Origin of the sequence: Amycolatopsis sp. NPDC051128, from assembly GCF_040682715.1 — a bacterium.
Lineage (GTDB): Bacteria > Actinomycetota > Actinomycetes > Mycobacteriales > Pseudonocardiaceae > Amycolatopsis.
The window spans coordinates 35,822-46,640 of sequence record NZ_JBFBBN010000051.1; the positions used below are offsets into that span (position 1 = coordinate 35,822).

At 73.1% G+C, this 10,819-nt stretch carries 12 protein-coding genes, 1 tRNA gene and 2 pseudogenes; 7 read left to right on the top strand and 8 right to left on the bottom strand.

Annotation, left to right across the window (positions count from 1 at the left end; translation table 11 throughout):
• The first annotated feature begins 41 nt into the window (after nucleotides 1-41).
• The 3 genes from AB0M82_RS36440 to AB0M82_RS36450 all read left to right on the top strand — a co-directional run bounded on the left by AB0M82_RS36440 (nucleotide 42) and on the right by AB0M82_RS36450 (nucleotide 2,527).
• Entirely contained in the window at nucleotides 42-1,304 is a 1,263-nt protein-coding gene (locus AB0M82_RS36440) for a cation:proton antiporter (RefSeq protein ID WP_364732046.1), read from the top strand.
• Between the two features lie 94 nt (nucleotides 1,305-1,398).
• Nucleotides 1,399-1,581 (top strand): CsbD family protein, encoded by a 183-nt coding sequence (locus AB0M82_RS36445; protein WP_364732048.1) that lies wholly within the window; start codon nucleotides 1,399-1,401, stop codon nucleotides 1,579-1,581.
• 61 nt (nucleotides 1,582-1,642) lie between these two features.
• Nucleotides 1,643-2,527, top strand: a complete 885-nt coding sequence (locus tag AB0M82_RS36450; RefSeq protein ID WP_364732051.1) for an alpha/beta hydrolase — start codon at nucleotides 1,643-1,645, stop codon at nucleotides 2,525-2,527.
• Between the two features lie 29 nt (nucleotides 2,528-2,556).
• Here the strand turns inward: AB0M82_RS36450 and AB0M82_RS36455 are convergent, their stop codons facing one another.
• The 3 genes from AB0M82_RS36455 to AB0M82_RS36465 all read right to left on the bottom strand — a co-directional run bounded on the left by AB0M82_RS36455 (nucleotide 2,557) and on the right by AB0M82_RS36465 (nucleotide 5,664).
• Entirely contained in the window at nucleotides 2,557-4,296 is a 1,740-nt protein-coding gene (locus tag AB0M82_RS36455; RefSeq protein ID WP_364732054.1) for a SelB C-terminal domain-containing protein, read from the bottom strand.
• Nucleotides 4,287-5,570: an L-seryl-tRNA(Sec) selenium transferase gene (gene selA / locus AB0M82_RS36460; RefSeq protein WP_364732057.1), complete on the bottom strand. Its 1,284-nt coding sequence runs from the start codon at nucleotides 5,568-5,570 to the stop codon at nucleotides 4,287-4,289. The genes AB0M82_RS36455 and selA overlap by 10 nt, the downstream gene beginning before the upstream one ends.
• Nucleotides 5,570-5,664 (bottom strand) — tRNA-Sec (locus tag AB0M82_RS36465). Before AB0M82_RS36465 ends, selA begins: the two co-directional genes overlap by 1 nt.
• Nucleotides 5,665-5,718: 54 nt before the next feature.
• Here AB0M82_RS36465 and selD point away from each other — a divergent pair.
• Nucleotides 5,719-6,711 carry a selenide, water dikinase SelD gene (gene selD, locus AB0M82_RS36470; protein WP_364732059.1) on the top strand — a complete coding sequence of 331 codons (993 nt, stop codon included), beginning with the start codon at nucleotides 5,719-5,721 and terminating at the stop codon, nucleotides 6,709-6,711.
• Between the two features lie 59 nt (nucleotides 6,712-6,770).
• Nucleotides 6,771-6,983, top strand: a complete 213-nt coding sequence (locus AB0M82_RS36475) for a DUF2795 domain-containing protein (RefSeq protein ID WP_364732062.1) — start codon at nucleotides 6,771-6,773, stop codon at nucleotides 6,981-6,983.
• Here the strand turns inward: AB0M82_RS36475 and AB0M82_RS36480 are convergent.
• Complete coding sequence (locus AB0M82_RS36480) at nucleotides 6,980-7,270, bottom strand: hypothetical protein (RefSeq protein WP_364732065.1); 291 nt, start codon at nucleotides 7,268-7,270, stop codon at nucleotides 6,980-6,982. The genes AB0M82_RS36475 and AB0M82_RS36480 overlap by 4 nt on opposite strands.
• Before the next feature lie 52 nt (nucleotides 7,271-7,322).
• Here AB0M82_RS36480 and AB0M82_RS36485 point away from each other — a divergent pair, with 52 nt between their 5' ends.
• Nucleotides 7,323-7,889, top strand: a complete 567-nt coding sequence (locus AB0M82_RS36485) for an isochorismatase family protein (RefSeq protein WP_364732067.1) — start codon at nucleotides 7,323-7,325, stop codon at nucleotides 7,887-7,889.
• Nucleotides 7,890-7,993: 104 nt separating this feature from the next.
• On the opposite strand, the gene AB0M82_RS36490 is transcribed toward AB0M82_RS36485, so the two are convergent.
• From AB0M82_RS36490 to AB0M82_RS36505, 4 genes and pseudogenes are all read right to left on the bottom strand, one after another.
• Nucleotides 7,994-8,326, bottom strand: a complete 333-nt coding sequence (locus AB0M82_RS36490; RefSeq protein ID WP_364732070.1) for an antibiotic biosynthesis monooxygenase — start codon at nucleotides 8,324-8,326, stop codon at nucleotides 7,994-7,996.
• A gap of 85 nt (nucleotides 8,327-8,411) precedes the next feature.
• Complete coding sequence (locus tag AB0M82_RS36495) at nucleotides 8,412-9,032, bottom strand: NAD(P)H-dependent oxidoreductase (protein WP_364732167.1); 621 nt, start codon at nucleotides 9,030-9,032, stop codon at nucleotides 8,412-8,414.
• On the bottom strand, nucleotides 9,029-9,649 hold the full coding sequence (locus AB0M82_RS36500) for a TauD/TfdA family dioxygenase (protein ID WP_364732073.1): 621 nt from the start codon (nucleotides 9,647-9,649) through the stop codon (nucleotides 9,029-9,031). Before AB0M82_RS36500 ends, AB0M82_RS36495 begins: the two co-directional genes overlap by 4 nt.
• 58 nt (nucleotides 9,650-9,707) lie before the next feature.
• Nucleotides 9,708-10,163: pseudogene (locus AB0M82_RS36505) on the bottom strand (AMP-binding protein); the annotation flags it as partial.
• Between the two features lie 471 nt (nucleotides 10,164-10,634).
• Between AB0M82_RS36505 and AB0M82_RS36510 the strand changes: the two are divergent.
• Nucleotides 10,635-10,819: pseudogene (locus AB0M82_RS36510) on the top strand (2-oxo acid dehydrogenase subunit E2); the annotation flags it as partial.

A 10,819-nucleotide genomic window follows, 5' to 3' on the forward strand; every position in this document is an offset into this window, starting at 1 on the left:
CGCCCGCGATGGCGCGGCCCGAGCGGGCAGGAGGAAACCCGTTGTCGTCGTTGACTGTGCTGTTCGGCGTGGCGGGCCTGCTCGCGCTCGCCGCGGCGATCGTGCCGAAGCTCGTCGCCGACCGGCCGTTTTCGGTGCCGCTGGTGATGCTCGTCGCCGGGATCGTGCTCGGGCTGCTGCCGCTGCCGGCCCCGTACGGCAACGGCTGGGGCGACCCGGCCGCCCACCTGCACGGCGTCGAATCCTTCACCCAGCTGGGCATCCTGGTCTCGCTCGCCGGGGCGGGCCTGTCCGTCGACCGGCCGTTCGGCCTGCGGCGGTGGAGCTCGACGTGGCGGCTGCTCGCGCTGACCATGCCGCTGTCCATCCTGGCGATCGCCGCGCTCGGGCACTGGTGGCTCGCGCTCGCCCCCGGCGTGGCGCTGGTGCTGGCCTCGGCGCTGGCGCCGACCGACCCGGTGCTGGCGGGCGACGTCGGCGTGCCGCACCCCGACGTCGAGCCGGAACTGGCCAGGGACAACGAGATCCGCTTCACGCTGACCACGGAAGCCGGCCTCAACGACGGCCTGGCCATGCCGTTCGTCCTGCTCGGCCTGGCGCTGGCGGGCAGCGAGCCCGAACTGGACGTGTCCTGGGTGCTCGTGGACCTGCTGCTGCCCCTGGCGATCGGGGTCGCGGTCGGCCTCGCGTCCGGGCGGCTGCTCGGCTGGGCGATCTTCCGGACGGCGTCGGACCGGATCCGGCTGGCCGAGTACGCCGACGGGCTGGTCCTGCTCGCCCTCGCCTTCCTGCCCTACGCGCTCTCGGAGGTCGTCCACGGCAACGGGTTCGTCGCCGTGTTCGTCGCGGCGGTCGCGGTCCGCACGCAGGAGCGGGAGCACGAGTACCACGGCGTCCTGCACGCGTTCGGCCACCAGCTGGAACGGCTGTTCGTCCCGCTCGCCCTGCTCGGGCTCGGGCTGGCCGTCGGCGACGGGCTGCTGGCCGGCCTGCGCCCCCTCGAAGTGGTGATCGCCGTCGTCGCGGTGCTGGTGGTCCGGCCGGTGGTCGGCTGGCTCTGCCTGCTCGGCGCCCCGTCACCCGGGCGGCCGGCCACCGCGGCGATCGCGTTCTTCGGCGTCCGCGGCATCGGCACGCTCTACTACCTCGCCTTCGCGCTCAACCGGCTCCCGATGCCCCAGCAGGACGTGCTGTGGCGGGTCGGCGCGCTCGCCGTCGCCGTGTCGGTGCTGGTGCACGGCATCCTCGCGGAGCCGGCGATCCAGCGGATCGAACAGCTGGGCGGGCATCTGCCGGCTCGCTGATGTGTAGGCGCGAAGCGAGGGGGTAACCGACCGGTAAGGCCCTTTTGGCGACTGGCCGATCCTGAAATGTCGCCTCGCGACGAAAGGTGCACCGATGAACGACAAGTTCGAGAACAAGGGTGAAGAGCTCAAGGGCCGGGCCAAGGAAGCCGTCGGTAACGCCACCGACAACGAGCAGTGGCAGGCCGAGGGCAAGTCCGAGCAGGCCAAGGGCTCGTTGAAGCAGGCAGGCGAGAAGATCAAGGACGCCGTCAAGGGCGTCACGGACAAGAACTGACGCGTCCGCCGCTGCCGCGCCACCGGATCCGGGGGCGCGGCAGCTCCTCTGGGGGTAATCCGTGTTCGAAGGATTCACACTCGACCGCGTCGAGGTCGGGGACGTCACCCTGCGGGTCCGCCACGGCGGGTCGGGACCGCCGGTCCTGCTGCTGCACGGGCATCCGCGCACGCACACGACGTGGTACCGCGTCGCCCCGCGGCTCGCGGAGCGGTTCACGGTCGTCTGCCCGGACACCCGCGGCTACGGGGAGTCCACGAAGCCGCCGACGGACGACGACCACACGCCCTACAGCAAGCGCGTCATGGCGGCCGACTGCGTCGCGCTGATGCGGCAGCTGGGGCACGAGCGGTTCTTCGTGGCCGGCCACGACCGCGGTGCGCTGGTCGCGACGCGTCTCGCCCTCGACCACCCGGACGTGGTCCGCGGCGCGGCGATCCTCGACTCGATCCCGGTCGGCGAGAGCTTGGCCCGCGTCCACGCCGAGTTCGCCCAGGCCTGGTACCACTGGTTCTTCTTCGCCCAGCCGGACCGGCCGGAGCGGGCGATCAACGCGGATCCCGACGCCTGGTACAACGTCGGCACGAAGAACACGCCGGAGCGGCTCGGCGAGGAGAATTTCGCCGACTTCCACCGCGCGATCCACAACCCGGCCACCGTCACCGCGATGCTGGAGGACTACCGGGCGGGCCTCGGCGTCGACCGCGCCCACGACGACGCCGACAAGGCCGCCGGACGACGGATCACCTGCCCCGTCCTGATCCTCTGGTCGAGCCTCGACGACCTCGAGCAGATGCACGGGGACATCCCGGCCATCTGGCGCGACTGGACCACGGACCTGCGCGACGCCTACGCCATCAAGTCCGGGCACCACATGGCGGAGGACAACCCGGAAGCACTGGCGTCGGCGCTCGGCGACTTCTTCAGCGGCCTCCCCGGCGACTGAGCCGTTCCCGCCGCGGGACCACGACGTGCTCAGGGTCCTTTGTGGACGCCATCACTCGCGCGGCGGGTTCCGTCGCCCAGGGATTCCGTGCGGCCCGCCGCGTCGAGGCGTTCCAGCAGCGGGATCATCACCCGCCGGGTGCTGCCGAGGGCTTGGCGCGCCTCCGAAACCGTGAACGGCTGCGGCAGCCCGCGCAGTTCGGCGGCCGCCCGCTCTTCCACGTCCGGGCCGAGCACGACGCCCTCCGCGACCGCCGTCAGCCGGCCGACGCGGACGGCGGCGGCCAGCTCCTTCCGCCCCAGGCCCAGCGCGCGCAGCTGGTCCGCTTCCGGCGCGCGGAACGGGTGCTCCGCGAGCTGCTTCTCCACCGTCTCCAGGGCCTTCTCCACCGCCGGGGCGAGCCCGGCGCCGGGCCGCCGGACGAGGCCGCCCGCGACCTCGAAGCCGGTACTCAGCAGGGGGACGACCAGCTCGGCCGCGGGCAGGCCGAGCCGCTGCCGCAGCGCCTCCACCGGCATGCCCGCGGCGACGCTGTCCCAGCCGCGCACCAGCTCTTCGGCCTCCGCGCGCAGCCCGGCGAACCGCTCCGGGTCGGCGAGCCAGCCGCCCAGCCGCTCGCCCGTCTCGGGCAGGCCCATCGCGGCGAAGTCCTCGATCCGGACGAAACCGTTGCGACGCAGGTAGGTCCGGGCGAGGTCCGGTTCTTCGAGCTCGCTCGCCCGCGCCCGGGCCGCGCCGCGGCGGGACAGCGGTGGCGGGCGGACGTCGAGGACGTCGAACCCGGCGGCGATCCGGTGCTCACCCGGGTCGCGCACCAGCCCGCGATCACCCACGCGCAGCGGCAGCGGGGTGGCCGTGGTGAGCCGCGCGGTGTCCGTCCCCAGTGGGCGGACCCGCACCGGCACCGCCGCCGTGCCCAGGTGCAGCACCAGGTCCCGGTGCAGGTCGGCGGCGGCCGCGCCGCGCAGCCGGACGTCGAACCCGGCCGTGGCGCGCCACCGCCCGGGCGTGAGCAGGACGTCGCCGCGCCGGACGTCGCCGCGCGCGGTGCCGCGCAGGTTCACCGCCACCCTGGCCACGGCGCCGACGCGGTCGCGGGGTGCGCCGAGCGCCTGCAGGCCGCGGACCTTCACCCGCGCCGTGCCCAGCTCCAGCTCGTCGCCCACGGCGATCGTCCCGGCGGCGAGGGTGCCCGTGACGACCGTGCCGGCGCCCGCGACGGTGAAGGCGCGGTCGATCCACAGCCGGAGGTCGGCGCCCGGGTCGGGCGGTGGCAGGCCACCGGTCAGCTCGCCGATCGCCGCGCGCAGCCCGTCGAGGCCCGCGCCCGTGATCCCGCTGACGGCGACGCTCGGCACGGCGCCCAGCGACGTCGCCTCGATTTCCCGCAGCGCGACGGCGGTCGCGGCCGCCGGATCGGCCCGGTCGGCCTTGGTGACGACGAGCAGGCCGTGCCGGACCCCGAACGCGTCCAGCGCGGCGAGGTGCTCGGCCGACTGGGGCATCCAGCCCTCGTCCGCGGCGACGACGAACAGCACCGCCGGCACCGGGCCCGCGCCGGCCAGCATGTTCGGCACGAACCGTTCGTGACCCGGCACGTCGACGAACGCGACGTCCTCGCCGCCGATCCGGGTCCACGCGAACCCGAGGTCGATGGTGAGCCCGCGGCGGCGCTCCTCGGCCCACCGGTCCGGCTCCATCCCGGTCAGCCGCCGCACCAGCGTGGACTTCCCGTGGTCGACGTGCCCGGCGGTGACGATCACCCGCATCGGCGGACGGCTTCCAGCAGCTTCGCGTCTTCCTCCGGCCGCACGGCCCGCAGGTCGAGCAGGCAGCGGTCGCGCACGACCCGGCCGGCCACCGCGGGGTGACCCGTCCGCAGCGCCACTGCGTACCGGGCGGGCAGGCTCACCGCGGCGCTGGGCAGCTCCACGCCGGGTGCTCCCCCGCCGCCGACGGCCGCCACCGACCCGACCACGTGGGCGTCCACGCCTTCCAGGCCCCTGACCAGGGTTTCGGCCCGGAGCCGGAGACTCTCGACGGAAGCCTCGAGGGCCGCGCGGACGGGTGGTTCCGGCCCGCGCAGCGTCGCTTCGAGGGCGGCGAGCGTGAGCTTGTCGACCCGCAGGGCCCGCGCGGCCGGGTGCCGCCGCAGCCGTTCGACGACGTCGGCGTCGCCGAGCAGCAGGCCGGCCTGGGGGCCGCCGAGCAGCTTGTCGCCGCTGGCGGTGACGACCGTGGCGCCCGCTCGCAGCGCGCTCGCGGCGTCCGGTTCGGCCAGCAGGAGCGGGTGCGGGGCGAGCAGGCCGGACCCGATGTCGGCGACGAGCGGCACGCCGAGGCCCGCCAGCTCGCCGACGGCCGCTTCCGAGGTGAACCCGGTGACGCGGTAGTTCGACGGGTGCACCTTGAGCACGAATCCGGTGTCCGGGCCGATCGCCTCGGCGTAGTCCCTGGCCGACGTCCGGTTCGTGGTGCCGACCTCGCGCAGCCGCGAGCCGGCCGACTCCAGCAGGCCGGGGATGCGGAACCCGTCGCCGATCTCGACCAGCTCGCCCCGGCTGACGACGATCTCCCGGCCCGGGGCCAGTGCGAGCGCGCAGAGCAGCAGGGCGGCCGCGTTGTTGTTGACCACGTGCACCGCGCCCGCGTCGGGCACGGCCGCGGCCAGCGCGGACAGGGCGCCCCGGCCGCGGCGGGCGCGGTCGCCGGTCGCGAGGTCGAATTCGACGTCGGTGGCCCCGCCGGCGGCGGTCAGCGCGTCGAGCGCGGCGGCCGAGAGCGGGGCCCGGCCGAGGTTGGTGTGCACGACGACACCGGTCGCGTTCACGACCGGGCGCAGCGAGGACGCGCTCGCCGGGAGCCGCGCGAGGACGGCGTCGACGACGCCGTCCGGGGCGATTTCACCCGCCCGCGCGGCGCGCTGGGCGTCCTGGATCACCGACTTGACCAGGTCACGCCCGAGTGTCCCGGTGAACCCGGCGATCCGGGGCTCGGACAGGAGCGCGTCGGTGCGCGGAATCGCGCGGCGGGGGTCAGGCATGGCGGAGGCGGACGGGAATCGAACCCGCCAGTGGCAGAACCTGCCGCTCGACGGTGTTGAAGACCGTGCCGGTCACCAGACCGGATACGCCTCCCTGCGCCATGGGAGCCATCCTGCCAAGGACGCGGGCGGCGGGCACGATGAACCGGTGGGTTACCGACTGACGCAGTACGCGCACGGCGGCGGCTGTGCCTGCAAGATCCCGCCCGGCGAGCTGGAAGCGGCCGTCCGCGGCCTCACCGGCGGCTCGCCCGCCGAGCCGGCCGGCGAGCTGCTGGTGGGCCTCGACACCGGCGACGACGCGGCCGCGGTCCGGATCACCGGCGGCACCGCGCTCATCCTCACCACGGACTTCTTCACCCCGGTCGTCGACGACGCCTACGACTGGGGCCGGATCGCCGCCGCCAACGCGCTCTCCGACGTCTACGCCATGGGCGGCACGCCGGTGGTGGCGGTCAACCTGCTCGGCTGGCCGCGGGAGGTGCTGCCGTTCGAGCTCGCCGCCGAAGTGCTGCGCGGTGGCCTCGACGTCTGCGGCCGGGCGGGCTGCCACCTCGCGGGCGGGCACAGCATCGACGACCCCGAGCCCAAGTACGGCCTGGCCGTCACCGGGGTCGCCGACCCTTCGCGGCTGCTGCGCAACGACGCCGGCCGCGCCGGCCTGCCGCTGACGCTCACCAAGCCGCTCGGCGTCGGCGTGCTCAACTCGCGGCACAAGGCCACCGGCGAACGGTTCGGGCAGGCGATCGACGTCATGACGACGCTGAACGACGCCGCCGCCCGTGCCGCGCTCGCCGCCGGAGCGGTCTGCGCCACCGACGTCACCGGCTTCGGCCTGCTCGGCCACCTGCACAAGCTGGCCAGGGCGAGCGGCGTGACCGCCCGCCTCGACCCGGCGGCCGTGCCGTACCTCGACGGCGCGCGCGAAGCCCTGCGCGACGGGTACGTCAGCGGCGGCACCCACCGCAACCTCGACTGGGTGCGCCCGCACGCCGACCTGTCCCGGATCGCCGAGGACGAGGCACTGCTGCTGGCCGACGCGCAGACGTCGGGTGGCCTGCTGGTCGCCGGGGAACTGCCGGGGCACCCGGTGATCGGCGAGCTGCTGCCGCGGTCGGACCACACGATCGTCGCCGGCTGAGTTTCCGCGCCGGGCACGCCGGGTACGCCGCCCGGGAGAGATCGAACAGGAGGTGTGCGATGTCTGATCCGGACCGGGACAGCCTGCGACAGCACCTGGACGGGACCGAGTACCCCTGCGGCCGGGACGAGCTCCTGCGGCGCGCGGCCGCGGCCGGCGGCGGCGACTCCGTGCTCGGCTCGCTCGGCGGCCTGCCGCACAGCGACCGGTACAACGACTTCGACGCGGTGTGGGAAGCGGTGTCCGCGAAGCACATCGGCGGGGCGCCCTAGGCGAGCCGCTCCACGGCGTCGCGTGCCTCCCTCAGGTCCGCGCCCGTGCTTTCGCGATAGGCCTTGATCGCCTGGATCTTCTTGCCCTGCCGCAGCAACGCGGTCACCTCGGCCAGTTCCGGCTCGGTCACGACGACCCCGAGCCGGTCGGCGCTGGCGTCCAGTTTCCGTTCCACCCGCGAAAGGTGGCGGTCCACCCGGGTGAGCCGCCGGTCCGTGGCCGACGAACCCAGGGCGACGACCACGACGAGCACGACGACACCGAGCAACAGCATCCCGTAGTCCATGGTGGCTGATGCTACGTCCGAAAATGTCGGTGGTGCCGGTTATCGTGGCGCCATGACCACGTTGACCGACCGTCCGAACACCGCCCTGCTCGTCGTCGACGTCCAGAACGGCGTGATGGAGACAGCCCACGACCGCGACGCCATCGTCGCCAACGTCGCGACGCTGGTGGAGAAGGCCCGCGCGACCGGCACCGAGGTGGTGTGGGTCCAGCACACCAGCGACGAGCTGCCCCGCGGCAGCGAAACCTGGCAGTACGTGCCCGAACTCGTGCGCCGCGAACCGGAACCGCTGGTGCACAAGGAGTACGGCGACTCGTTCGAGGCCACCGACCTCGAGCCGGTGCTGGCCACGCGCGGCATCGGCAGGCTGGTGGTCGCGGGAGCCCAGACGGACGCGTGCATCCGCTCGACCCTGCACGGCGCGCTGGCCCGCGGCTACGACGCGGTCCTGGTGGCCGACGCGCACACGACGGAGGACCTGTCGGCGTACGGCGCCCCGCCGCCCGGCCAGGTCATCGCGCACACGAACTTGTATTGGCAGTACCAGACCGCGCCGGGCCGGACCGCGGGCACGGTCCAGACCGCCGACGTGGACTTCGGGGTGAAGGCTCCGGCCTGAGCGGCCTCCGGCTGGTTCGTCGCCGGGCGGGTGTCGGCTTTCGGAGGTCGCGAATGAGTCATTCGCGACGGCCGATCCCTCTCGTCGGCGAGAGGCGGATGCCGTTATTCCGGCCGCTTGAAGCCGTACGCGCGCTCCACCTTCGCCACCTCGATGTGGTAGTCCGCGTACCACTGGTCCCGGCCGCGCCGCTGCGCCTCAAGGTGCTCCGGATGCTGCTTCCACGCCGCGATCGCCTCGGCGTCCCGGTAGTACAGCACCGTCAGCTCACGGCCGTCGGCGTCGGTTTTGGACTCGCGGCCCAGGTATCCGGGCTGGGCCCGGCCCAGCGAGGCCATCCGCGAGTCCATCTCCGCGTAGCCGTCGAGGTGGTCGGCGTCGAGGGCGCTGCTGACGATCACCGCGTAGTACGGCGGCTCGGGTCTGGTGAAGGACACCGCCCGAGCCTAGGTCGCCGGATCCCCGGCCCCAACCGGTTTTCTCACGCGCCGCGCAGGTGGTCGCGCAAGTGGCCGGAACCGGTCAATGACCACCGAAAAGCCGTCGCACCTCCGTTTCGGTGTCGTCGAGCCACGCCGCACGCTCCTGCACGCCGGCGTCGGCCACCACCCGCAGCACCAGGCGGCGCACCTCCGGTTCGCCGAGGTACGGCGCCAGGCAACGCCGCCAGATGGCGTCGAGCGGGTCGCCGAACAGCGTCCGCTCGCGCTCCTCGGTGGTGTCGGAGGTGTTCACCACCAGCAACCGCCGCAGCCCGAGCAACGACTCCGGAGCGCCTCCGGCGTCGTCGAGGCGGTACGCCACGCCGGGGACGAGGATCCGGTCGAGCCAGCCGCTGAGGATCGCGGGCGGCTTGCCCCACCAGTTCGGGTGAATCGCCACGAGGCCGCCGGCGTCCCGCAGCTCGTCGCGGTGCCGCCGCACCAGTGGATCCGCTTCGGCGGCGAGGAACTCCTCGGCCTGGCCGCCGCTGGTGTACGCCTCTTCCGCGGTGAGCACCGGGTCGAAGCCTTCGGCGTACAGGTCGTGGAACCGCACCGGGAACCCGGCGCCGGTCAGCGTCTCGCGCACCCGCTCGGCGAGCGCGTGGTTGAAGCTCCCGGGCCGGGGGTGAGCCAGCAGGACCACGACGGAGGCGGTCATCCCGTCATCGCGACGAGAATGCGCCGCTTGCCGGTGAACGGCTCGCGGCCGTGGGCCATCAGCATGTTGTTGATCACCATGATGTCCCCATCCTGCCACGGGAACGCGTAGCTCACCTCGTCGTAGACCTCCCGGATCTTGTCGAGGTCGGCGACCGGGATCGGGCTGCCGTCGGCGAAGTAGGCGTTGCGCGGCAGGTCGGCCTCCGGGTACAGCTCCAGCAACACCTCGCTCACCTCCTCGCCGAGGCTCGAGACGTGGAAGAGGTTGGCCTGGTTGAACCACACGGTGGCACCCGTGTGCGGCTCGTCCACGAAGGACGGCCGGACGTGCCGCGTGCGCAGGCCCTCTTCGGTCCACTCGAAGGTTTGGCCGTTGCGCGCGCAGTAGTCCTCGACGACCGTCGGCGTCGAGTGGTAGACGGTCACCTCGTGCCGGGCGAGTTCGCGCGCCGCGTGGGCGACGCCGTGGGCGCGCACGTCGACCGGCACGACGGCGGCGCCGGTCAGCAGCGCCGGGTAGAGGTCGGGGATCGCCGCGTCGAAGCCGAAGGAGGCCAGCAGGCTGACCCGGTCGGCGGCGGTGATGCCGAGGGTCGCGATCTGGTTGTCCACCACGTGCAGCAAGGTTGCGGTGGGTCTGGGCGACCGCCTTCGGCGTGCCGGTGGACCCGGAGGTGAACAGCACGTAGGCCGGCGCGTCGGGGTCCGGATCGGGCACCGGCAGCGGCGCGGTGTCCGCACCGGTCCGGACGACGCGCGCGGACCCGGTGCGGCACAACATCTCCGCGAGGCCGGCGTGCTCGGGGTCGGCGAGCACGGCCGACACGCTGGCCGCCGCGACCTGGTGGGCCAGGCGGTCCCGCGGGAACGTCGGGTCCAGCGGGACGTAGGCGCACCCGGCGGACAGGGTGCCGAGGATCGCGGCGATCGCCCGCGTGCCGTGCCCGGTGACCAGGCCGACGAACTCGCCCGGCCGGACCCCGGCGTCGAGCAGCCGGGCGGCGTACCCGCCGGCCAGTGCGGCCAGCGCGGCGTAGGTCACCGCCGAGTCGTGCTCGACGACGGCGATCCGCTTGGGCGACTTTTGGGCGATTTCTTCGAAACGTCTGATGCAGCCGGCTCGCGTCATCGCCGGAAGTCGACTCCCGACGGCGATTGGGCGCGCGGGAACCAAGGTGGTGACGTCGGCTTCATTCACTCCCCAGTGCGATTCAAGGTGAAGAATCACGCAAGGTTAAGGCTCACGACGCCGACTTTGACTACGCAATCCGCAGAGTTGTGCCGGATGACCTGTCGATCCTGGAGCAGAAGCAGCAAGTTGCCACGTCATCCAGCGAACGACGGCTTCGAGTCCGACCCTATGCCGCGTTCATGACCACCGTAATCACTCGACCGACTACGGGAAGTGACAATACGAAAAGGGTATTTCCAGCCGGTCGGATATTCACCGACAACCGATTCGCGGATTATGTCGAACCACGTCCGGTAGTGACGTTTTCACGAAATCGATCCAGAGTGGCGCGCCCGCTTCGCGCAGCCACGAAGGTGGGCCGGGCCGGGCCGGGCCGGGGCCAGGGGCGCCTACGCTGGCGCCAGACTCATGCGCCCCAATGTGGCGTTCGGTGCGTCCAGCGCACCCAATGTGGCGTTCGGTGCGTCCAGCGCACCCAATGTGGCGTTCGGCGCGTCCAGCGCACCCAATGTGGCGTTCGGCGCGTCCAGCGCACCCAATGTGGCGTTCGGCGCGTCCAGCACACCCAACGTGGCGTTCGGTGCGTCCTACGC